This window comes from Streptomyces sp. NBC_00631, assembly GCF_045206895.1.
Lineage (GTDB): Bacteria > Actinomycetota > Actinomycetes > Streptomycetales > Streptomycetaceae > Streptomyces.
Map to the genome: position 1 here is coordinate 1,882,141 of NZ_CP107734.1, position 22,746 is coordinate 1,904,886.

Annotated in this window: 18 protein-coding genes, 1 tRNA gene and 1 pseudogene; 11 read left to right on the forward strand and 9 right to left on the reverse strand. The window is 72.6% G+C overall.

Annotation, left to right across the window (positions count from 1 at the left end; all coding sequences use genetic code 11):
• Positions 1-23: 23 nt before the first annotated feature.
• The 4 genes from OHB00_RS08730 to OHB00_RS08745 all read right to left on the reverse strand — a co-directional run bounded on the left by OHB00_RS08730 (position 24) and on the right by OHB00_RS08745 (position 4,957).
• Positions 24-2,243 carry an AAA family ATPase gene (locus OHB00_RS08730; RefSeq protein ID WP_406432937.1) on the reverse strand — a complete coding sequence of 740 codons (2,220 nt, stop codon included), beginning with the start codon at positions 2,241-2,243 and terminating at the stop codon, positions 24-26.
• A 120-nt stretch (positions 2,244-2,363) separates the two neighbouring features.
• Positions 2,364-2,852, reverse strand: coding sequence for a flavin reductase family protein (locus OHB00_RS08735; protein WP_406432939.1), 489 nt, complete (start codon positions 2,850-2,852; stop codon positions 2,364-2,366).
• A 101-nt stretch (positions 2,853-2,953) separates the two neighbouring features.
• A complete protein-coding gene (locus OHB00_RS08740) occupies positions 2,954-3,823 on the reverse strand; it encodes a dioxygenase (RefSeq protein WP_406432941.1) in 870 nt (289 codons plus the stop codon).
• Between the two features lie 78 nt (positions 3,824-3,901).
• The gene (locus OHB00_RS08745) at positions 3,902-4,957 is read right to left on the reverse strand and encodes a maleylacetate reductase (RefSeq protein WP_406432943.1); all 1,056 of its coding nucleotides are present in this window, start codon (positions 4,955-4,957) and stop codon (positions 3,902-3,904) included.
• 516 nt (positions 4,958-5,473) lie between these two features.
• Here OHB00_RS08745 and OHB00_RS08750 point away from each other — a divergent pair.
• The 4 genes from OHB00_RS08750 to OHB00_RS08765 all read left to right on the forward strand — a co-directional run bounded on the left by OHB00_RS08750 (position 5,474) and on the right by OHB00_RS08765 (position 8,547).
• On the forward strand, positions 5,474-6,157 hold the full coding sequence (locus OHB00_RS08750; protein ID WP_406432945.1) for a TetR/AcrR family transcriptional regulator: 684 nt from the start codon (positions 5,474-5,476) through the stop codon (positions 6,155-6,157).
• On the forward strand, positions 6,154-6,909 hold the full coding sequence (locus tag OHB00_RS08755) for an SDR family NAD(P)-dependent oxidoreductase (protein ID WP_406432947.1): 756 nt from the start codon (positions 6,154-6,156) through the stop codon (positions 6,907-6,909). The genes OHB00_RS08750 and OHB00_RS08755 overlap by 4 nt, the downstream gene beginning before the upstream one ends.
• Before the next feature lie 162 nt (positions 6,910-7,071).
• Positions 7,072-7,941, forward strand: a complete 870-nt coding sequence (locus tag OHB00_RS08760) for an ABC transporter substrate-binding protein (RefSeq protein WP_406432949.1) — start codon at positions 7,072-7,074, stop codon at positions 7,939-7,941.
• Between the two features lie 363 nt (positions 7,942-8,304).
• Positions 8,305-8,547, forward strand: a complete 243-nt coding sequence (locus OHB00_RS08765) for a hypothetical protein (RefSeq protein ID WP_406432951.1) — start codon at positions 8,305-8,307, stop codon at positions 8,545-8,547.
• A 215-nt stretch (positions 8,548-8,762) separates the two neighbouring features.
• On the opposite strand, the gene OHB00_RS08770 is transcribed toward OHB00_RS08765, so the two are convergent.
• Together OHB00_RS08770 and OHB00_RS08775 are read right to left on the reverse strand one after the other, a co-directional pair.
• A tRNA-Pro gene (locus OHB00_RS08770) sits at positions 8,763-8,836 on the reverse strand.
• A gap of 43 nt (positions 8,837-8,879) precedes the next feature.
• Positions 8,880-10,307 carry an MFS transporter gene (locus tag OHB00_RS08775; protein ID WP_406432953.1) on the reverse strand — a complete coding sequence of 476 codons (1,428 nt, stop codon included), beginning with the start codon at positions 10,305-10,307 and terminating at the stop codon, positions 8,880-8,882.
• A 214-nt stretch (positions 10,308-10,521) separates the two neighbouring features.
• Between OHB00_RS08775 and OHB00_RS08780 the strand changes: the two genes are divergently transcribed.
• Positions 10,522-11,103, forward strand: coding sequence for a TetR/AcrR family transcriptional regulator (locus OHB00_RS08780; RefSeq protein WP_406432955.1), 582 nt, complete (start codon positions 10,522-10,524; stop codon positions 11,101-11,103).
• Positions 11,104-11,131: 28 nt separating this feature from the next.
• Here the strand turns inward: OHB00_RS08780 and OHB00_RS08785 are convergent, their stop codons facing one another.
• A complete protein-coding gene (locus OHB00_RS08785; RefSeq protein ID WP_406432957.1) occupies positions 11,132-12,382 on the reverse strand; it encodes a PP2C family protein-serine/threonine phosphatase in 1,251 nt (416 codons plus the stop codon).
• Positions 12,383-12,533: 151 nt separating this feature from the next.
• On the opposite strand from OHB00_RS08785, the gene OHB00_RS08790 reads away from it, so the two are divergent.
• The 6 genes from OHB00_RS08790 (at position 12,534) to OHB00_RS08815 (ending at position 21,633) form a co-directional block, all read left to right on the forward strand.
• The gene (locus tag OHB00_RS08790; protein ID WP_406432959.1) at positions 12,534-13,523 is read left to right on the forward strand and encodes a cyclase family protein; all 990 of its coding nucleotides are present in this window, start codon (positions 12,534-12,536) and stop codon (positions 13,521-13,523) included.
• An 84-nt stretch (positions 13,524-13,607) separates the two neighbouring features.
• Positions 13,608-16,646, forward strand: a complete 3,039-nt coding sequence (locus OHB00_RS08795) for a SpoIIE family protein phosphatase (protein ID WP_406432961.1) — start codon at positions 13,608-13,610, stop codon at positions 16,644-16,646.
• A 167-nt stretch (positions 16,647-16,813) separates the two neighbouring features.
• Positions 16,814-18,325, forward strand: a complete 1,512-nt coding sequence (locus OHB00_RS08800; RefSeq protein WP_406432963.1) for a sugar ABC transporter ATP-binding protein — start codon at positions 16,814-16,816, stop codon at positions 18,323-18,325.
• Positions 18,322-19,416: an ABC transporter permease gene (locus OHB00_RS08805; RefSeq protein WP_406432965.1), complete on the forward strand. Its 1,095-nt coding sequence runs from the start codon at positions 18,322-18,324 to the stop codon at positions 19,414-19,416. Before OHB00_RS08800 ends, OHB00_RS08805 begins: the two co-directional genes overlap by 4 nt.
• Positions 19,417-19,484: 68 nt before the next feature.
• A complete protein-coding gene (locus tag OHB00_RS08810) occupies positions 19,485-20,651 on the forward strand; it encodes a substrate-binding domain-containing protein (protein WP_406445681.1) in 1,167 nt (388 codons plus the stop codon).
• Positions 20,652-20,802: 151 nt separating this feature from the next.
• Complete coding sequence (locus tag OHB00_RS08815; RefSeq protein ID WP_406432967.1) at positions 20,803-21,633, forward strand: class I SAM-dependent methyltransferase; 831 nt, start codon at positions 20,803-20,805, stop codon at positions 21,631-21,633.
• 24 nt (positions 21,634-21,657) lie between these two features.
• Here OHB00_RS08815 and OHB00_RS08820 read toward each other — a convergent pair whose 3' ends face one another.
• The gene (locus OHB00_RS08820) at positions 21,658-22,227 is read right to left on the reverse strand and encodes an AfsR/SARP family transcriptional regulator (RefSeq protein WP_406445683.1); all 570 of its coding nucleotides are present in this window, start codon (positions 22,225-22,227) and stop codon (positions 21,658-21,660) included.
• A 9-nt stretch (positions 22,228-22,236) separates the two neighbouring features.
• Positions 22,237-22,548: pseudogene (locus OHB00_RS08825) on the reverse strand (winged helix-turn-helix domain-containing protein); the annotation flags it as partial.
• Positions 22,549-22,746 lie beyond the last annotated feature (198 nt).

Sequence of the window (22,746 nt, forward strand, 5' to 3'; positions counted from 1 at the left end):
CCCACAGCGTGCCAGGGCCCGGATCACAGCACTCCGCACTCCCGGGCCCTGGCGACCGCCTCGCTCCTGTCGTGGGCGTCGAGCTTGCGGAAGATCGCGCGTACCTGTGTCTTGACGGTGTTGTGGGACACGTACAGCTCGGAGGCGATCTCACGCAGTGTCAGCGAGCCGCACAGTGCACGCAGCACCCGGCGCTCCCCCGTCGACAGGTCCTCGGGGCGGGCGGCGGCGGGCGCGAACGCGGTGTCCCCGTCCGCCCGGCCGAGCAGAACCGTCAGGATCCCGGGCGACTCGCATCGGGCAGCCGCCCGTTCGGCCGCCGCCCGGGCCCTGCGCGCCGCGTTCGTGTCACGGCGCGCGCTCTCCAGCCGCGACCGCGTGAAGTGCCACAGCGCGCGCACATGAGGTTCGCTCTCCGTCCGGAGAGGTCCCGCCAGCGCCGCTTCCGCGTCGGCCAGCATCTGTTCGGCCTCCTCCAGGCGTGCCTCCTGGAGGAGGAGGCCGGCCCGGCCGACGTAGGCGGGGACCGAGACGAAGTGCCCGTCCAGGCCCGCCGTCGCGATCTCCTGGAGCGCCTCGTCGCTCAGGAGGTGTGCCGGTTCGCGGCGGCCGCCCAGGAGTGCGCACAGGGTCCGCAGCCCCAGCGCGCGCACGAGTGCCAGGCCGTTTCCTGCGGCGTGCGCGTCGCGGGTCGCCTCGGCGAGCAGCGCCTCCGCCTCCTCGTACCGGCCGGTCCACAGCAGCGCGGCACCGCGGGCCGTACCCGCGAGGGCACGCCAGGAGGTCAGCGGCAGGGTTCCGGTGACGGCGGATGCGCCGAGCCGGCCGGCGGTCAGGATCTCCCCCTTCAGGCAGCAGGCGACGGCCTGGGCGACGGCCGCCGCGTCGCAGACCGTGCCGCCCTCGCCGACGGTCTGGGCTCCCGTCTGCCTGAGCAGTGCCACGTCCAGCCAGCGGCAGGCCGTCTCGGGGGCACCCTTCGCGAGGGCCGTCATCGCCACCACGACGCACAGCCGCGCGTCGGCGGCCACCGTGCGATGCGGCAGCATGTCCAGCCACTGCGCGACCCGCGCACCCTGGCCTGCCGAGACCGCCGTCTCCCATCCGTCGAGGACCGACACGACGGCCGCCGCCTCGTCACCGGCCAGCATCCAGTGCCGTACGGCCTCGGTCGTCCGCCCCTGTCGTGCGTACCACCGAGCCGCCGACCGGTGCAGGGCCGCGACGGCGTCCGATCCCTCGGTCTCCAGGACGTCGGACAGCAGTGCGGCGAGCGCCCGGTGATGCCGGTACGCCGATCCCTGCGCGGCGGCGGGGACCAGCAGTTGCACCGTGCGCGCGAGTTCGCGCAGCAGGACACCCGCCCGGTCCCCGGCGAGGGCCTGGCAGGGGCCGGCACTCAGCTCGTCGAGCACACTGGTACGGAGCAGGAACCGGCGCTCTTCGGTGGTGAGCCGGTCGAGGACCTCGGTGGCCAGATACTCGGTGACCGCTCGCCTGCCGCGGGCCAGGGTTCCCTCGGCGTCGGCCGCGGTCCCGGAGCGGGCCAGGACGCGGCCCATGATGCACAGCCCGGCAGCCCACCCCTCGCTGGTCTCGTGCAGCGCACGCGACGTCTCCGCGGTGGGAGCGGAGCCGAGCAGACCGGTGAGCACCGCCTGTGCTTCCGCACGGGTGAAGGCCAGGTCGTGCCGGTCGAGTTCGGCGGCCAGGCCCCGCGCACGCAGGGCCGGAAGGGGGCTGCCGGGGATGTGCCGGGTCGACAGGACGATGCGGAACCCGTACGGAAGCCGGGTCAGGAGGTCCGCCAGCATGCGCTGTGCGGCGGCGTCCGTGACGGACTCCAGTCCGTCGAGGATCAGCGTGAGCGGTTTCGCCGCGCCCAGCCGGGTCAGCAGGGCGGGCAGGGCCTCGTCGAGCCAGGTGCCGGCCGTCCACGCGCCGTCGCCGAGGCGGGCCGGCAGGTCGGGTCGTGCCTGGTGCAACGCACGCAGGACGCCCGCCCAGAGCCGGTCGGGGGCGTTGTCGTAGGCGTCCAGGCTGAGCCAGGCGCACTCGCCGCGAGCCGCCAGGTGCCGCGACCACTCGGTGAGCAGCACCGTCTTCCCCGCACCGGCCGGCGCGGAGACCACCACCACCGGCTCCGTCGCCGCGTCGAGCCGGTGCAGCAGGCGCGGACGGGTCAGCAGATGCGGAGGCTGGGCCGGAGGACGCAGCTTGAAGGCCGGCACGGAGCTGGTCATGGCACCTTCCGTGAAGTGGGTCGGAACGAGCGGCGGCCCCCGGCGGCCATGGCTCGCCCGCGGGAGCCGGACATCGGGGGCGGCGGGGCCCGGTCACGAGGACCGCGGTCCCACCCGGCCCTACTGCAGGGCCCTGAGCGCGCCGAAGCCGCCGGCGAAGTGGATCAGCGGCCGGCTGTCCAGCCGGTGCGCGCAGTAGCGGACGTCACCGACGAAGATGGTGTGATCGCCACCGGGAAGCGCCTCCGCGACATCGCAGACGACGGCCGCGATGGCGTCCTTCAGGACCGGCACGCCGTGCTCCTCGATGGTCTTCACCCCCACGAACTTGTCCGGTTTGGACATGGCGAAGTTCCGCGCCAGGGACTCGCTGTCCTCGCCGAGCACGTTGACCGCGAAGCGGCCGTGCTGCGCGATCGCGGTGCGCGTGTACAGGTGGTTGGCGATGCACACGAGCAGCTGGAGGGGGGCCAGGGACAGGGAGGACACGGCGCTCGCGGTCATCCCGATGGGTGTGCTTCCGGAGCGGGTGGTGATCACGCTGACGCCCGTGACGAGCCGGGCCATCGTGGCTCGGAAATCGACGGTCGTGTCGAGGGTTTCAGTCATCGTGGACCTCCGGGAAAATCGGGGCAACGTCGGGGTTGTGGGTGGGCCCCGGACGGCTCCGGGTCCCGGTGGGTGTGCGGTGCGCGCCTGCGGCGGCGAGGTCAGTCCGTGGAATGGGGTTCGAGGACGAAAGTCCGGCGCAGCAGGGTGTACGGCACGTCGGTCAGACCCCGGCAGGGACCCGCGTCGGACTCGTAGGTGTCGTAGGACTCCAGCAGCGACTGCTTGACGCCGAAGACGGGATCCGTGTCCAGGTACGGGTCGTCGGAGGGGAAGAGCATGGTGGTGACCCGCTGGAATCCGGCGGCCTCGATCAGCACGTGCACATGGGCCGGCCGCATCAGCGACCTGCTGGTGGCGCTCATGAGTTCGCCGACCGGGCCGTCACCGGGGATCGGGTAGCTGGCCGGGCGGACGGAGCGGAAGCTGAAGTGCCCGGTCCCGTCGGTGCGGAACAGCGCGCGCATGGCGGGGTCGACCCGGCCGGGCACCTCCATGTCGTAGTGGCCGTCCGCGTCGCTGTGCCAGACGTCCACCCCGGCGCCGGCCACCGGTGCTCCCTCGCGGTCCACCACCTGTCCCTCGAAGAACAGCGGGGTGCCGGGCAGGCCGCCGGAGATGTCGGCGGCATCGGGCTGCTCCGGCCGATCCTCCCTGAAGTAGGGGCCCAGGACGCTGTTCTGGGTCGCTCTGACGGAGCGCCGGTTGCTCAGGGCGTCGACGAGCATGGTGACGCCCAGGACGTCGGAGAGCAGGATGAACTCCTGGCGCGTCGGCGTGCACGTGTGTCCGGTGCGCGTCAGGTAGTCCACCCCCGCGGCCCACTCGTCCTCTGTCAGTTCGACGTCTCGGACGAAGGCGTGGAGGTGGCGGACCAGGGAGTTCAGGATCTCCGCGAGGCGGGGGTCCTCGGTGTCCCGCATGGTCGAGATCACTGCCCCGGTGATGGTGTCGCTGGTCAGATCACGCATGGCGCGCTCCTGTGGTGATCGAGTGGTCGCTGGCGGAATCGGTCTGCGGAGGGGACGCGGAGGGTGCTCCGGTGATGTTCACGGCCTCTCGCCGGCCCAGGCGCGGGTCAGGAAGGCGCGGACCGCGCTCCGGTCCACGGGACGGGGATTCCAGTAGCCGTCCCGCACGACGAGTGCGGCGGCCTGCTCGATCCCCGCTTCGGGCATGCCCAGGTCACGCAGGGCCCTGGGTGCGCCGAGCCGCTCCGCGAGGTCGAACAGCGCGTTCGCCGGGTCGTCCCCCGGCAGCGCCTGCGCGAGGCGGGCCATGGCTTGGCCGGCGGCCGGGGCGTTGTAGGCGATGACGTGGGGCAGGACGACCGTGTGGGTCTCGGCGTGCGGCAGCCCGAAGGTGCCGCCCAGCACATGGCACACCTTGTGGTGCAGGGCCATGCCGACCGTGCCGAGGCAGGTGCCGGCCAGCCACGCGCCGTACAGCGCGTCGGCACGGGCCTCCGCGTCGTCCGGGCGTCGCGCGACCAGGGGAAGGGAACGGGCGAGGGCGTCGAGCGACTCACCGGCCATCAGGAAGGCGATCGGGTCCTGGTCGCGTGCGTAGAGGGCCTCCACGGCGTGCGCCATGGCGTTGATGCCGCTGACCACCGATACCGGCGCCGGAAGTGTGTGCGTCAGCTCGACGTCGTACACGACCGTCCTGGGCCGTACCTCCGCCAGCCGCCGGGTCGTCTTCCTGCGGCCCTCGGTCTCCCCGAGGATCGGGGTCATCTCGGAGCCTGCATAGGTGGTGGGCAGCGCCAGCTGGGGAAGACCGGTCCGGGCGGTGATCGCCTTGCCCAGGCCGACGGTCGATCCGCCACCGACGGCGAGCACCGAGTCGGCTCCCACGGACCTGGCCTGCACGACCGCCTTCTCGGTCACCTCGACGGGGGTGTGCGCGGCGGCCTCGGCGAAGGTTCCCGCGGCTGCCGCTCCCAGCAGATCGCGTATCTGCGCTGCCTGGTCCGTCTGGTCGGGCGTACAGAGCACGAGCACCCGCCGGCATCCGAGGGCATCGGCCTCTTCGGGAACACGGCCGCGCGTCCCGCTGCCGAAGACCACCTTGGTGATCTGCCCCCGGTGCACGAATTCCTTCATGATTATTCCCTCGGTCCTGCCGCGCCTTTTCATGGGTGGAAGAAAGCGTCGCCACGCAAATGACGGGCGTCAACGGAATCCGTGGAAGATGACCGGCAGTGGCGTGGGAATACCGTGTTCGCGCGACCGGCATGGCCCCAACACCCCAGGCCCGCCATGCGATATCCCCCATCCGCGGTATGGCGGACCGGATCGAGGCGTTGGACCGTGACCGCGCGTGCGGGCCCCCGACCTGAATTCTTGTGCATTGCCTGTTGGGCGAACTCCCGGTGCGTCCGGATCGGCGAGAAGCAGCGTGAAAATCAATGGCTCGGCCGTCTCGAAAACAGGGCACCACGAAGCCGAGTCGGCGAACGGCTCCGGCGGGCCCCCTGCGCATCGCCGTCGAGCGTGGGCTCGCGCCGGTCGTTGAGCACTGCCACGCATGCGGCGTCGCCACTGCTCCCGGCGGCGTCCTGACAGCTGCTGCCGGCGGCGTCTTGACAGCGCAGAGGCCCGCACCCAGGATGGGAAACCATGGAAACTAATTCAGTTTCAAAAGTTTCCGAGGGTGACGAGCGGCGCTCCGACGCGATCGTGGAGGCGGCCGGCCGGCTGTTCTTCGCACCGGGCTTCGCGCCCGTGAGCATGGACGAACTCGCTCGTGAGCTCGGGATGAGCAAGAAGACGATCTACCGCCACTTCCCGGACAAGCGCAGCCTGCTGGCCGCGGTGCTGGACCGGCAGTTCGCGGCGGTGGAGGCCACGCTGGCGGCGGCGGCCGAAGGCGCGGAAGGGCAGCCGTTCGATGTACGGGTCCAGCGGTTCCTGATCGCCGCAGGCACCGAACTCGGGCGGATCGGCGCGGCTCAGCTCGCCGGCGGACGCGGCGGCGACGCGTTGCTGCGCCAGTACGTGGAACACCGGGTCGACGCGGTGATCTACCGGCGGATCGACGAGCTGTTCCGGTACGGACACCGGCAGGGGCTGCTCCTGGCTCCCCCCGAACTGCTCTGCGAGATCACCCGCGGCGCGCTGGAGCGACTGTTCACCTCCCGGTTGCCGCACGAACTGGAGTGGACCGCCGCGGATCTGCTGCGGGCCACCGTCGACACCGTGCTCTACGGGGCGATCCGCCGCGGCCGCACCGGGTTCGACGACGAACGACTCGGAGCGGTCATTCCGGCCGCCCGTGACGACGACGAGGAGGTGAGCCCATGACCGGGACGGCAGGCAGAGTGGCCCTGGTGACAGGCGCCAGCAGCGGGATCGGCGCGGCCACCGCGCGCGTTCTGGCCGAGCGGGGCATGCGCGTGGCGGTCAACTACCTCAGCAGCGGCAAGGCGGCCGAAGAGGTCGTGGCCGACATCGAGGCCGCCGGCGGCCAGGCCATGGCCGTACAGGCCGATGTACGCGAGGTACGGGCCGTCGAGAACATGGTCGAGCAGGTGCGCGCGGCGTGGGGCGGCGTGGACGTGCTCGTGCACAACGCGCTCATCCCGTATGCCGTCAAGTCGTTCCAGGACATGACGTGGGACGAACTGGGCGGCAAGCTCGACGCCGAGATGCACGCGGCGTTCGCGGTCACCAAGGCCGTCCTGCCCGCCATGGCCGCACAGCGCTGGGGACGCATCGTCTATCTCGGCACCGGTCTCAGCCGCCGGCCCCGGGAGGGCATGATCGCGCTGGGCACGTCCAAGGCCGCGCTGGAGCAGTTCGCCAGGTACCTCGCGCAGGAACTGGGCCCGCAGGGCATCACGGTCAACATCGTCTCGCCCGGACCGGTGGAGTCCCGGACCGCCGACGCCGTGTTCGACGACGCGACGAAGCAGCGTCAGGTGGCCGCCACCCCCTTGGGCCGCCTGGCACACCCGGCCGACGTCGCCCAGGCGGTCGCCTTCTACGCCGCCGAGGACAACTCGTTCATGACCGGCACCACTGCCGCGGTCAACGGCGGAATGGCCATGTACTGACGCGTCGCCCCCGCGCACGGGGCCACGCCGTCCCGATACCGGCGTCCAGCCGACTGCCGGGACGGCACCGACACATGGACACACCGTCGTCCGAGCATCTGGCGTCGCGGCGGCTGTGACGTCACGGGCGGATGCCGGTGACACGATCAAGGAAACGTATACATGTACACGATCGATCTTGCCTACGTCGGGCGGGGCCTGCACGAGGAACTGGCCGCCTACATCGCCGACCAGGAGGGCTACTACGCCGACGAGGGCGTCCATGTGGCGTTGCGCGACGGCTGCGTCTGGAGCGACGAGCGGCTGCGCCGCGGCGCCACCATCGGGCTCGGCCGGGCCCTGCTGTCCCGGCTGACGGACGGCACTCCCTGGGTCGGACTCACCGTCAACACGCACCGCCCCCTGTTCTGGTTCCTCGCCCGCCCCGGCCTGACCTCGCTGGCCGACCTGGCCGGCCGGCGTCTCGCGGTGCACGCACCGCACACCGCCCCCGGGTGCTTCGCCCGGATCGTCCTGCGCGGGGCCGGTCTGGACCCGGACCGTGACATCCGGACGGTCGTCCGGTCGCCCGGCGACTACGGCATGGACCTGCGCAGGCTGCGGGACGGCGAGATCGACGCCGCGCTGGTCGGCAGCACCATGGCGCCGGAGGCGGTGGCCGCCGAGTACGGCTGGCGGGTGCTGGCCTGGGTGGGCGACCACTTCACGATCCCCACCGTGGGCCTGGCCGTCGACACCACGTACACCGACCCGGACGACCCCGCGGTCCAGGCCGTGCTGCGCGCCCACCGCCGGGCCCTGAAGGTGATCCACGAAGACCCGGACACCACCGTGCGCCACATGCAGACCTTCCTCGGCGGTCACACGCCGGACGAGGTCCGGGCACACTACGACACGTTCATCGCGCCCCACTACACCACCGACGGCCAGGTCGACCTCGCGATCGGCGAGGCCGCGATCACCGCGGTCGCCGCCGAACTGGGTGTCCCCGCCGGCGTCACCGCGGCCGAGTTCTACCGCACGGCCCCCTAGAAGCGGGCGCCGATCCATGCCCACCGGTCTCGGACGGGCGCCGGACTCAGCGCCCGTCAGGGCAAGGCGGACCACCCCGCCGGCTCCAGCCGCGTACGGCGGGCGAGATCGCCGTCGCACGGTGTCGCCCGGCGACGGACCGCCGTCCTTTCCCGGCACGGGACGCGCGGCGCCCTTCCACACGCGTGCCGTCGCTTCGAGGCCATGTCCTGATGTGTGGCCGTCATGGCCCGCTCGCCCGTCCGACGCGGCAGCCGCACCGGCCTACCGTGGACGGTGTGAGGCGCCGGAGGAGTTCGTTCCGCCGGGCCGACCGCGTCCGTGATTGGCCGTACGCGATGAGGAAAGAAGGCGATCCTCATCGTGGCGTCGCAGTCCCGAGCCGGACAGCCGCTGTCGAATGAGCTGGACTTCGGCCTCAACGAATGGGTTGTGGACGAACAGCACGAGCGGTATCTGCAGAACCCCGGCTCGGTCGACCGGGCGTGGCGGGGCCTCTTCGCCGCACCCGGGGCCTCGGCGGACCGACAGGTACGCGGCGGAACGAGCACGGTGAGTGAGGTGGCCGTCAAATCGGAGCAGAGTGGGGGCAGCGTTCCGGGGTGACGCTGCTGCTGCCGCGCTGCCTGGAGGGATAGGGTCCCGACCGGTCGACTGCGTCAGCCCACCGGCGTCCGCCGCGGCCGTGGGCTCCGCCCGGCGCCATGCCGACGAGCAGCGGAACCTCGTGGCGTCCGCTTTCCGGACCACGGCACACCGCGGGTTCCCTGAACGCAGTGAAGGGCCCCACAGGCTCTCGCCTGCGAAGACCCTTCACACCGTCGGGACGACAGGATTTGAACCTGCGACCCCTTGACCCCCAGTCAAGTGCGCTACCAAGCTGCGCCACGTCCCGCTGCGGGGTCACGCGGTGTTCCGCGTGATCACGCAGGTCAACATTACCGCACGCGTACGGGTGCTGCCGCCGGCCGCTCCGTGACCGGGCCGGCGGCTTGGCTCGCGCGGCGCACCGGGACGAGGAGGGCGGCCCCGGCCGCGGTCAGGCAGAACAGCGCGAGCAGGGCCCAGGCGTGGGTGTAGCCGGAGGCGTACGGCAGCCCGGAGGGCTGGAGCCGGCCGGTGACCAGGACGCTGGTGAGCGCGGCGCCGATGGAGCCGCCGATGGTGCGGATGTTGGCGTTCATGCCGGTCGCGGCGCCGGTCTGCTCGGGCGGCACGCTGCCGACGATGAGGTTGGCCATCGAGGCGAAGGCCAGCCCGATGCCGAGGCCGAACAGGCCCGCGACGACGCCGATCTGCCACTGCTGGCCGTGCCAGAGGGTGAGGAACCCGCAGGCCAGTGCACCGAGCGCGGCTCCCGCGGTGAGCTGTGTTCTGGCGCCGACGCGGTGTTCGAGGCGGCCTCCGATGACACCCGAGAGGAACATGGCGATGAGCATCGGCAGCATGAGCAGGCCGGACTCGGTGACGGTGGCGCCGAAGCCGTAGCCGGCCGAGGCGGGGGTCTGGACGAAGCCGGGCAGGAAGGACCAGATCGCGTACATGCCGGCGCCGAAGAGAAGGGCGGCCGTGTTGGTGGTCCGGACGGCGGGCAGCCGCATCACGCGCAGGTCGATCAGCGGGGTGGCGGAGCGGGACTCGGTGAGCAGCCAGACGGCGAACAGCACGACGGCCGTGCCGAACAGGCCGAGGACCCTGGCCGAGCCCCAGCCCCACTGCCCGGCCTGGCTCAGCGGCAGCAGCAGCGCCACCAGCCAGGCGGAGAGCAGCCCGGCACCGAGCCAGCTGACGCTGCCTCCGGCACGCTTGGGCGACTCGGGGACGTAGCGGGCGGCGATCAGGACGGTCGCCGCGACCACGCCGACCGGGATCCAGAACAGCCAGCGGTAGTCGAGCGCCGAGACGATCGGGCCCGCGGCCACGATGCCGACGCCACCGCCGGCCGCGATCACCGCGGACAGGTTGCTGATGCTGCCGCTGACCTCGGCCGGGTTGAACTCGTCGCGGATGATGCCGAAGGAGAGCGGGAACAGGGCGCCGCCGATGCCCTGGACGACCCGGGCGATGATCAGGACGCCGATGTTCGGCGCGAGAGCGGCGAGCAGGCAGCCGGCCAGGACGGCCAGCAGGACGGCGACGAGGGTGCGCTTCTTGCCGGTCAGGTCGCCGGCGCGGCCGAGTATCGGGGTGAAGACCGAGGCGGACAGCAGGTAGGCCGTCATCACCCAGGTAGCGGTGGACTGGGAGGTGTGCAGGGCGTGCTGGACGGTCGGCAGGGCCGGTGCGACCAGCGACTGGAGCATGGAGAACACGCCGGCACCGGTCGCGAGGACCGCGAAGGTGAGACGGGTGGACTTGCGGGGCATGAGGAGCCTCTCCGACATCGGAACGGAGGAAGAGCGAGAGTGAGGAAAGCCGGGTGAGCGTGCGGGAAGTGGGGACCGGGCCGCGTCCGGCCATGGCGGTGCCGCTCCGCACTGCTAAAGTGGAGGTACTCCTCCACTCTACTGGAGGCAACCCTCCGCTTCAACCGAAGTCGAGGAATCCCTCCGGTTCACCCTTGTCACGCGGGAGGCAGCAGTGACGGACAGCCCGTTCCCGGTCAGTGAGATCGTCGCGTCCCGGAGACCGCACCGTAAGGACGCGGCCCGCAACTACGACGCGCTGATCACGGCCGCCCGCGAGGCGTTCGCCGAGCGGGGCGCGGACGTCTCCCTGGAGGACGTCGCCCGCCGCGCGGGGGTCGGGATCGGCACCCTGTACCGGAACTTCCCCACCCGTCGCGACCTCTTCGAGAGCGTCTACGCGGACGAGGTCAACGCGCTGTGCCGGGCCGCCCTGGACCTGGCCGAGCTGGAGCCGTGGCAGGCGCTGACGTCGTGGCTGGACCGCTTCACCGGCTACATGGTCACCAAGCGGGCGGTGCGCGAGGCCCTCAACGACGAGTCGGAGATCTTCCAGGCCTGCCGGGACTCGATGTACGCGGCCGGCGGCCCGCTGCTGGAGCGGGCCCAGAAGTCGGGCGCGGTCCGCACCGACATGGAGATCGGCGACCTGCTCCGCATGGTCTCCGGCATCACGGCCACGGCGTTCGACGACGCCGCCCAGCGCGACCGCGTCCTCGCCATCGCCCTGGACGGGGTACGCGCCGTCCGCCAGTAGCTCCGCTCCCTCGCCGGAGTCGCACGGCTCAGAGCCGTACGACGATGAGGGCGACGTCGTCCTGGCCGCCGCTGGCCACGCCCAGGCGGGCCAGGACGGTGTCGGCGAGCTGTTCGGCGCCGAGCTGGATGAACTCACCGAGGATGCCGGCCAGTTGGGCCAGGCCGACGTCGATGTCCTGCTTCCGCCGCTCGATGAGCCCGTCGGTGTACAGGACGAGGGTGTCGCCGGGCTTGTAGGCCAGGCTCGCCTGCGGGCGGGGGACGTGCTGCGGACGGGCGCCGAGCGGCGGGTCGGTGGCCTGGTCCAGCAGTTCGCAGCTGCCGTCGGGATGGATGAGCATCGGCGGCGGATGGCCCGCGCTGCTGTAGGTGATCAGACGGCTGCGCATGTCGACGACGGCCTTGACGGCGGTGGTGCCCAGCGCCCCCTCGACCGACCTGGCGTACAGGCCGAGGACCTCCAGGGCCTGGGCGGGGCGCTCCAGGGCCCGGATGGCGGCGGACAAGGCACTGCGGAGCATGCCCATGACAGCCGCCGCCTCCAGGCCGTGGCCGATCACGTCGCCGACCGCGACGGCGAACCGGTCGGGCGGGATGTCGACGACGTCGTACCAGTCGCCGCAGACGTTGAGGGAGCCGGTGGCGGGCAGGTAGCGCACCGCGATGTCGCGGTGGTGGGCCAGGTCGGGCACGTGGAGCATGGCCTCCTGGAGGATGACGGCGACCTCGCGTTCGCGGGTGTGGGCCTGCCGCAGCTCCTCGTTGAGCCGTTGCAGCTCCCGCGCCCGCGCGTACAGCTCCGCCTCCAGTGCCTGCGTCTCCTTCAGCCGCTCCCCCGTCCGGACGCCGCCGGGATGGGTGGCCCGGTACTCCTTGACGAACGCGGTGACGTCCTCCACCCGGTGGATGATGTAGGCCACCTGCCCGTCCGGGCCGGTCACGGGGGTGTTCACCGGGGACCACCAGCGCTCCTCGAAGGCTCCGGGCCGGCCCATGACGGGGATGTCGTACTTCTGCAGCGCCATCGTGTCGGACCGGCCGGTGGCGAGAACCCGGTGCAGGGAGGCGCCGAGATTGCGGACCCCGTCGGCGTCCGGGTCGGCGGGGTTGTCCGGGAACGCGGTGAAGATGTGCCGTCCGAGCAGGTCCTGCCGGGTGCGCCCGGTGGCGGCCAGATAGGCCCGGTTCACATCCACGATGACCAGGTCGGGACCGAGCACCAGATACGGGCTCGGCGTCGCGGCGAACAGCGCCGTGTGATCAACCCGCGATGCCACCGCTGACGCTCCTTCCCGCCTCAACGGCTTCCACCTCAATCTACGGTCCGTGCTGCGGCTCTGCCTGCCGTGCGTCGGGGCCCGCGGCCCGGGCGAGCGCACGCGAGTCGTGCGAGGCTGGGAGTCCCGACACCGGGAACGGTGAGTACGGATGAGCGCGAACCCCGCGGACGGTCCTGGCCCCGGGCCGGCCGGCGCGTCCGACGGGCCCGCCGGGGCCGGGAACGGGCCCGCCGTCTCCCGCCGGGAGTTCGACGCGCTCTTCGCGGCGGTCCGCACCTGGGGCCGCTGGACCCCGGCCGACCGCGGCGCCTGGAACCGGGTGACCGCGGAGCACGTACGGCGGGCAACGGGGGCCGTGCGGTCCGGTCAGGTCGTACCGCTGGGTCTGCCCTGGAACACCGTGCCCGGCCCCGACAACCCCCGGCCCGCCCTGCACCACATGACCGATCTCGGTGACGTGGAGAGCCCGGAGCCCGCCACCCACAAGGACTTCATCGCCGCCGACTACCACGGCAAGGCCGTCACCCATCTCGACGCCCTGTGCCATGTCTCCTACCGGGGGGAGCTCTACGACGGCCGGCCGGCGAAGGAGGCCGTCGGTGCGGCGGGGGCCCGGTTCGCGGCGGTGTCGGCGCTCGGCCCCCTGGTCACCCGGGGGGTGCTCCTCGACCTCCCCGCCGTCCTCGGGATCCGCTGGCTGGAGCCGGGGCAGGCGGTGCACGCGGCGGACGTCGTCGCCGCGGAGCGGGCACTCGGCGTGCGGATCGGCGAGGGCGACGCGGTGCTCCTGCGCTCCGGGCAGGCCCGCCGCCGCGCGGACCTCGGCCCCTGGGACCCGGACACCGCCTGCGCGGGCTTCCACGTGGACGCCGTACCGCTGCTGGCCGAGCGCGGCATCGCGCTGCTCGGCGGCGACGGCGACAGTGACGTACGGCCCTCCCCCGTGCCCGGTGTGCACTCGCCCGTCCATGCCCTGGTGCTGGCGGCGATGGGGGTGCCGCTCCTGGACAACCTCGGCCTGGAGGCCCTGGCGGCCGCGACGGCACGGGCGGGTCGGCACGAGTTCCTGCTGGTCGTGGCACCGCTGGACATCCCGGGCGGGACGGGCTCGCCGGTCAACCCGGTCGCCGTTCTGTGACACTGAATGAGCAATGTTCGTAATGCAACGTATATCCTATTGTGTTAGGTAATCGGACTCTGCGGGCTCGAATGAGGCGAAGCTGTGGTTCGGGGCGGCGGGAAAGCGACAACGACGGGCCGTGCGACGGACGGCAACGGACCCGCCCTTTCGCGTGAGCGCTTTCTGCAGGGCGAGGCGGTCGAAGCCGGGGTACGCACTCCCATCTCGCACTCGTGGCAGCGCTGCCGCGCTCTGGGACTCTCCCCCGACCAGCCCGGACTCCCCTTCCGGGACGACTTCGAGCACGACGCCCGGATCGTCCGCGCGGCCGTGCCGGTGCTGGACCGGCTGCAGTCCTGGTTCGCCGGCACCAGGATGAACATCTCCGTCGCGGACGCCAACGGGACCGTGCTGCTGCGCCGCTTCGGCGAGACGTCCCTGGCCGGAAGCCTCCCCGCGTTCCAGCGCGACCCCGGGTTCGTCTTCGCCGAGCAGTACGCCGGCACCAACGGCATCGGGCTCGCGCTGACCGAGCGGCAGCTCGTCCAGGTCTACGGCGCCGAGCACTTCGCCGAACGCGCGCAGGGCAACGCCTGCCGGGCCCTTCCCGTCCGCGACCCGATCAGCGGCCGCATCGAGGGTGTCCTGTGCCTCGGCTACCCGCGCGCCGCCGAGGACCCGGCGCTGGCCACCGTGATCCGCCGGGCGGCCCGCGCCATCGAGAGGCGGCTGCTCGGACAGAGTTCCGAACGTGAGCGCGCCCTGCTGCGGGCGTACCTGGGCACCGGCGCCGAGACCGCCGCCGGACCTCACCACAGCGTCGGGGTCGGCGACCTGGCCCTCGGGATGCGCCCCGGCGACCAGGCGATCCTGCTGGAGAAGGCCGCCGAGCTGATCTCCTGCGCACAGCGGGCCGCGGTCCGCGTCGCCCTGTCCGACGGCCGGCAGGTCACGCTGGTGAGCCGCCCGATGACGACCCCCGCCGGGGTGGAGGGCTTCGTCACCGAGGCCGTCCTGCCCGGCCCCGCACGCGCCGAGGAGCCGCCGCGTCTCACCCTCGTACCCACCGACTTCGCCCAGGACACCACCGTGTCCATCGCAGCGGCGACGTCCGCCGCGGCCGTGGGCCCGGTCGCCGCCGCCGTCGCGCGGGCCGCGTCCGTCGCCCTCGCCGTCCCGCTGTCCGCGACCGTTCCCGGCGCCGTGGCGCCCGGCTCCGTACCCGGCGCCACGGCTTCGTACCGCATGGCCCAGCGATCCGGTGCGCACGGCACCGACGCGCCGGCGGGCGGCGCGACGGGCATGGGCAACGGCCCGGCGAACGGACCTGTCGGCACCGGCACGGCGGGCGGAGCCGGCGGTGCACCGGCCGGATCCGGACTCGGCAGCGCGGTGGGCGGCCGTAGCCGCCCGGGGCCGTCGGCCGGGCCCCCGGCCAGGGGGCTGGTGCTGGTGGGAGAGCCGCATGTGGGGCGGTACGCGCTCGCCGCCCGGCGCCGCCTGGAGCTGCTGAGCGACGCCAGCACGCGCATCGGGACCACCCTGGACGTGCGTCGTACCGCCGAGGAACTCGCCGAGACCGCGGTGCCACGGGTGGCCGACTACGTCACGATCGACCTGCCCGAGGCCGTACTGCGGGGCGAGGAGGCCGCCGACCCCTGCTCCGACCTTCACCGCACGGTGGTCCACGGCATCGACGACGACTGTCCGTTCCACCCGGTCGGCAAGCGCATCGACTACGGCCCGGCCACTCCGCACCTGCGCTGCCTGACCAGCGGACAGGCGGTGCTGGAACCGGACCTGAGGGCCGCCATGGGCTGGCTCGCCCACGACCCGGAGCGCAGCGAGGTCATGCTGGGCCATGTCCACTCCCTCGTCGCCGTCCCCCTCGTGGCCCGCGGCGTCATCCTCGGCGTGGCCGCCTTCTACCGCGGGCAGCACCCCGCCCCCTTCGACGACGACGACCGCTCGCTCATCCAGGAACTCGCCGGCCGCGCGGCCCTCTCCATCGACAACGCCCGGCGCTACACACGAGAGCGCACCATGGTCCTGGCGCTGCAGCGCAGCCTGCTCCCGCAGGGTCTGCCCGAACAGGACGCCGTCGAGGTGGCCCATCGCTACCTGCCCGCGGAGTCCGACGTGGGCGGCGACTGGTACGACGTCATCCCCCTCTCCGGCACCCGGGTCGGCCTCCTGGTCGGTGACGTCGTGGGCCACGGCATGCTCTCGGCGGCCACCATGGGACGGCTGCGCACCGCCGCCCGCAGCTTCGCCGAACTCGACTTCTCCCCGGACGAGGTCCTCACCCACCTCGACAACCTGGTGGGCCGCCTCGACCGGGAGGCTCCCGCCGCAGGCGACGCGGGCATCTTCGGCGCGACCTGCCTGTACGCCGTCTACGACCCGACGACGCAGCAGTGCACCATGGCCCGGGCCGGGCATCCGCCCCCCGCGCTCGTCCACCCCGACGGCACTGTCTCCTTCCCCGACCTGCCCGCCGGGCCCCCGCTGGGCCTCGGCGGCCTGCCCTTCGAGGCCGTCGACATCGACGTGCCCGAGGACAGCCGGCTGGTCCTCTACACCGACGGGCTCATCGAGGGCCGCAACCGCGACGTCGACGTGGTCCTCGACCGGCTGCGGGACACCCTGGCCCACCCGGACCGCACGCCCGAGGACATCTGCGATACGGTCCTGGACACCGTGGCGCCGATCCACCCCGATGACGACATCGCCCTGCTCGTCGCCCGCACCCACGCCCTGGCCCCCGACCGGGTCGCCGCCTGGGACCTGCCCGCCGACCCCTCCCTCGTCAGCGAGGTCCGCTCTCGCGCGCTGCGCCAACTGGCCGACTGGGGACTTGAGGAGACCGGGTTCGCCGCGGAGCTGGTGCTGAGCGAACTGGTCACCAACGCCATCCGCCACGGCTCCGGTCCCGTGCGCGTACGTCTGCTCCACGGCCGCACCCTGATCTGCGAGGTCTCCGACCGCAGCAACACCGCCCCGCACCTGCGCCGGGCCGCCACCACCGACGAAGGCGGCCGCGGCCTGTTCCTGGTGGCCCAGCTGACGCGGAGCTGGGGCACCCGCTACATCCGGGAGGGAAAGGTCATCTGGGCCGAATGCGCGCTCGACGCCGCCTGAGGCCGTGGGCGCGGCCGGCCCGCCGGTGTCGTCACGCCCATCGGATTCGCCACGTGTTCGCCATATGGGCGTCAGATCCGGAATGGCACGATTTCGACCACTAGTATCGCTGGCGAGAGGCGAGAGTCGGGAAGAAGAACCGTCAGGCCGACCCCCCGGAGCTGTCCGTGCACGACCCTCCCGACCCGCTGGTGCGGATCCGCGGGCTCGCCAAGCGGTTCGGCGGGACCCGCGCACTGGACGGGGTCGACCTCGACGTCCGGGCCGGCAGCGTGCTCGCCCTGCTCGGCCCCAACGGCGCCGGGAAGTCCACGCTCATCAAGGTGCTCGCGGGGGTCCATCGTGCCGACGCGGGCTCGGTGACGGTGGCCGGGCACCCGCTCGGAAGCCGTGCCGCCGCCCGCGGCATGTCCTTCATCCACCAGGACCTCGGGCTCGTGGAGTGGATGACCGTCGCGGAGAACATCGCCCTGACCACGGGCTATCCGCGCCGCGCCGGACTGATCTCCTGGCGGCTGACCCGGCAGCGGTGCGCCGAGGCCCTGGAGCCGGTCGCCGGGCACCTCGATCCGGACACGCCGGTCGCCCGGCTCGGTCCCGCCGAACGTTCGCTGGTCGCCGTCGGCCGGGCCCTCGCGGCGCGCGCCCGGTTCGTCGTGCTCGACGAGCCGACCGCCCGGCTGCCCGCCGCGGACTGCGCCCGGCTCTTCCGGGTGCTGCACACCCTGCGGGACCGGGGGCACGGCATCCTCTACGTCACCCACCGCATGGACGAGGTGTACCAGGTGGCCGACGCCTTCGCCGTCCTGCGCGACGGCCGGCTCGTCAGTCACGGCCCGCTGGCGGGCCACAGCCCCGCCCGGCTGGTCCACGACATCGTCGGCACGGAACCCGCCCGCCCGCTCCCCGCCGCCGTCCCCGTGGGCGCACCGCCCGTCCTGGTCCTCGACGGCGCCCGTACCGCCGGCACGGCACCCGTCACCCTTGAGCTGCGGCCCGGAGAGGCCCTGGGCCTGGTCGGCCTCTCCGGCGCCGGCCACCTGGAGCTTGGCCGCGCGCTGGCCGGCGCCCGGCCCTTCCTCGGCGGCCGGGCTCTCCTGGCCGGCCGGCCGTACCGGCCCCGCACCGTCACCGGCGCCGTCGCCGCCGGGGTCGGCCTGGTGCCCGGCGACAGACAGCGGGAGGGCTGTGCCATGGGGCTGACCGTGCGCGAGAACCTGCTGGCCAATCCCCGGGCGGCGGGTCTGTCCGCGCTGCGCTGGATCGGTCCCCGCCGTGAACGCGCCCGGGCCGCGGAGCTGATCGAGCGGTTCGCGGTGCGGCCCCGCGACAGCGAGGCCCCCCTCGCCGCCCTGTCCGGCGGCAACCAGCAGAAGGTCCTGATCGGCCGGTGGCTCCCGGCGGACCTGCGGCTGCTGATCCTGGAGGAGCCGACCGCGAGCGTGGACGTCGGGGCCAAGGCCGCGGTGCACCGCCTGCTCGACGAGGCGCTGGCCGGCGGTCTCGCGGTGCTGCTCGTCTCGACCGACTTCGAGGAGGTGGCGGGCGTGTGCCGGCGCGCCCTGGTGTTCGTCCGCGGCCGCGTGACCACCGAGCTGAGCGGCGCGGACCTCACGGTCACGGGGCTCGCCCGGGCGGCCTCGGCCCTGCCGGCCCCCGGCACCACCACGGACTCATGACCGCCGCGCCCCCGCCCTCCTCGCCCCGCCCCCGGCCGCTCCGGCGCAGTCCGGCCGGGCACCTCGCGGGCGCCTACGGCCTCCTGGTCCTCACCGCGCTGCTCGTCCTGGTCTTCTCCGTCGCGCTGCCGCACACGTTCCCCACCCGGGACACCCTCGACTCGATCCTGTCCAACCAGTCGATCCCGGCCGTCCTCGCGCTCGCCGCCATGGTCCCCATCGTGACCGGTTCCTTCGACCTCTCCCTCGGCTACGGTCTGGGCCTGGGCCATGTCATGGTGCTGCAACTCGTCGTCCACGCCGGATGGCCGTGGCCCTGGGCCTGCCTGGTGGTGATCGCCGGCGGCGGGGTGGTGGGCGTCCTCAACGGTGTGATCGTCGAGTTCGGCCGGATCGACTCGTTCATCGCCACTCTCGGGACCGGCAGCATGCTGTACGCCGTGACCGGCTGGGTCACCGGTGGCGGCAGGATCGTCCCGGGCCCGCTCGGGCTGCCGGCCGCCTTCACCGGTCTCTACGACTCCACGTTCCTCGGCCTGCCGCTGCCCGCGTACTACGTGCTCGCCGTCGCCGTCGTCCTGTGGCTGGTGCTGGAGCGGCTGCCGCTCGGCCGGTGCCTGTACGTCATCGGTGCCAGTCCGCGCGCCGCCGAACTGGTCGGCATTCCGGCCCGCAGGTACACCGTGTACACGTTCGCGGCGTCGGGGCTGATCGTCGGCTTCGCCGGGGTGCTGCTGGCGGCTCAGCAGCAGATCGGCAATCCCAGTGTCGGTCTCGACTACCTGCTGCCCGCGTTCGTCGGCGCCCTCCTGGGCTCCACCGCGATCCGGCCCGGCCGTCCCAACGCCCTGGGCACGCTCGTCGCCGTCGCCGTGCTGGCCGTCGGCCTCACCGGCATCGGCCAGTTGGGCGCCGCGTTCTGGACGGTGTCCCTGTTCTACGGCGGCACCCTGCTGCTCGCCGTCGGCCTGGCCGGCTACTCCGCCCGCCGGCTGCGTACCGGGGCCGACGCGGCCCACGGCACACCGGCGGCTCCGCCCCGGCCGCCGACGACCGCCTCCGAAGACGGAACCGCGGACCCCACGCCATGAACCCCACCCCGGACTCCGGCCCCGCGCCCAGCCATGGCCCGGCGTTCGTTCCCGCGCGAGGACGCCCGGTGCACGGCGCCCGCGAGGCCACCGGCCTCCGGGTCCGCGGGGCCAGGTCCGTCGCCCTCGCGCTGCTGGCCGCGGCCGTCGCCCTGGCCGGCTGCCGGAGTGGCTCGTCCAACAGCCCCGACGTGACCACCACCGGCCCCGGCGGCTGCCCGGGGGCCCAGGCCGCAGCCGTGGCCGCGGTCGCACGGGCCGAGCGGACCGACACCGCCTGGAACGGGCCGACCACCGGGCCCACGGCGGTGTCCGGCAAGACGGTCGTCTACGTCGCGCAGACCATGACCAACCCCGGAGTCGCGGGCGTCGCGGGCGGCCTGCGGGATGCCGCACGCGTCATCGGCTGGCACGTCCGGGTGATCGACGGCGGCGGCAGCCCCGCCGGCATCCAGGCGGCCATGAGCGAGGCAGTGGCGCTGCGGCCGTCGGGCATCGTCATCGGCGGCTTCGACCCCGGCTCGACCGCACAGCAGGTCGCCGCGGCCGGCGCGGCCGGCATCCCTCTCGTCGGCTGGCACGCGGTCGCCACGCCCGGCCCGAGCAGGCGGCCCCCGCTCTTCACCAACGTCACCACCCGGGTCGAGAGCGTGGCCGGCATCAGCGCGCAGTGGATCATCGCGCACTCCGGCGGCCGGGCCGGGGTCGTCCTGTTCACCGACGCCTCGGTCCCGTTCGCGAAGCGGAAGTCCGAACTGATCAGAGCGGAACTCGCCACCTGCGCCGGGGTGCGGCTGCTCGCGTACGAGAACATCCCGATCCCGGACGCCGGCAGCCGCGTCCCGCGCGAGATCGCCTCCCTGCTCTCTCGCTTCCCGGACACGTGGACGCACTCCGCCGCCATCAACGACCTGTACTTCGCGGACGCCGCCCCCGCCTTCCGCGCGGCCGGCCGCAACGGTGCGGGGCCGCCCTTCAACATCGGTGCCGGGGACGGCGACCCGTCCGCCTTCCAGCGCATCAACAGCCGGCAGTACCAGGCCGCCACCGTTCCCGAGCCGCTGTCCCAGCAGGGCTGGCAGATCGTCGACGAGTTCAACCGCGCCTTCTCCGGCCGTCCCGCCAGCGGCTATGTCGCCCCCACCCATGTCTCGACGGCCGCCAACAGCGCCGGAGCGACGACCTGGGACCCGCCGGGCTACCGGGAGGCGTACCGGAGGATCTGGGGCCGCTGAGCAGCCCGCGCGGCCGCCGGCCCGGCAGGCTCCAGCGGGCCGCGTCCGGCACTTCAGCACCGAGTCAGCGGCCGCGGGGACGATCGGCGGTAGGACGCTCCACCGACACAGGTGCACCGGCACTGGCCGTCACATCGAAGAGAGGTCTCCCTTGGACACCACCATCGACGACCGCAAACGTATGGAGAGCAACCAGGAGGGGTGGAACCGGCGAGCCCTGGCACACGTCGACTCCAGCTACTACGACCTCGACTCGTTCCGGGCCGGGAAGAGCAGTCTGCGCTCGCTGGAGCTGGCGGCGCTCGGTGACGTGTCCGGCAAGGACTTCCTGCACCTGCAGTGCCACATCGGGCTGAACGCCATCTCCTGGGCCCGCAAGGGCGCCAACGTCACCGCGGTGGACTTCGCCGGGCAGGCCCTTGAGATCGGCCGCGACCTGGCCAAGGGCCTGAACGTGGACATCAGGTTCGTGGAAGCCAACATCTACGACCTGCCGGAGGTGCTGAAGGGCTCCTTCGACATCGTCTACACCGACTACGGGGTGCTCAACCTCCTGCCCGACCTGCCCGGCTGGGCCAAGGTCATAGCGCACTTCCTCAAGCCCGGCGGGGTCTTCCACATCGTGGAGATCCACTCGATCCTCGGCGCGTTCCAGGAGGTCGGCGGTGAACTGCGGCTCCGCTCGGAGCTGTTCACCAACGGTCCGCACGAGAACGAGGTCGGCATCACCTACGGGGACGAGTACGAGGGCGCGCGGGAGATCGACCCGTACAAGCAGTACAGCTGGCCGTGGACGGTCTCCGACGTCATCACCGCGCTGATCCAGGCGGGGCTGCGGATCGAGACGTTCACGGAGGTGCCGGTCGACTGCCGGCAGCGTCTCAGCTCCATGGTCCGGGACGAGCAGGACCCGGGTTTCTGGCGGCTGCCCGGGGACCCGATCCCGCTGTCGTGGACCTGCTCCGCGCGCAAGCCGGAGTAGTTCGCACGCGACGGCCGCGGCCGGTCACAGGCCGCTGCCGTACCGCACGTGTCCGGCCGTCCTGCGGGGCGGCCGGACGCGCGGCCCCTCCCAGCCGATGGCCTCGGCGACCAGCTCTTCCGCCGGGGCGCCGCGCAGGATGGCCATCTCCAGCGCGCCGAGCCGTTCCCCCGCGTCGATGCCCAGTTCGTCGATGACCAGCCGACGAGCCGCGCGGCACGCGGACAGGGCCTGGCTGGTGCGTTCACAGCAGTACAGCGCGAGCACGTGACGGCGCTGGAAGCCCTGGTGCAGCGGATTGGCGGCCACCAGCCCCGCCAGTTCGGCCAGGGCGTCGGCATGTCTGCCCACGGCGAGGTCGAGGTCCAGCCGCCGCTCCAGGGCCGTCAGGCGGCGTTCCTGCAGCCGGGCCGACTCCGACTGGGCGAACACCCCGTCCAGGCCGTCCAGGGGTATCCCGTGCCACAGGTCGAGCGCCGCGGACAAGGTCCGGTGCGCCTCGGGCAGGTGACCGGCCGCCAGGGCGCGTTCGCTGTCGGCGACGGCCTGTTCGAAACGGCACAGGTCCACCTCGACGACCGGGGTGTTCAGCACATATCCGTCATGCCGTGTCTCCAGACACTTCTCGGCTGAAGTTATCGCCGCCAGCGCCCGACGGAGCGCGTATATGTGTACATGGACCTGATTACGCACGGCAGTAGGCGCTTTCATGGGCCACAGGACACTGACGATGCGTGAGAAGGGAACCGGGCGGCCCGCGTCCAATGCGAGCAATGCCAGCAGAAGGCGTTGTTTGCGCCGGGCCAGCGGAACCGGTACACCCTCGGCGAGAACATCCACCGGGCCCAGAATACGGACATAGTTACCCGCAAGCATCTCGGTGACATACGGGTACCCGACTTCGAACCTGCTCATTTTTACCCCCGTGCGCGGCTGAACGGCCAATGCGCCAAACAGGTCCGAGTGTACATACCTGATATCACTTCAGCTTCAATACAGTGTCAATATGCGATCAATTGTGGCCCGTTTTGGACTTGCCAGGGACGACCGGCCGCACCCGCCCGTCCGGCGCGTCACCGCCGGTTCAGCGCTGAGTCAGTGTGCGACACGACG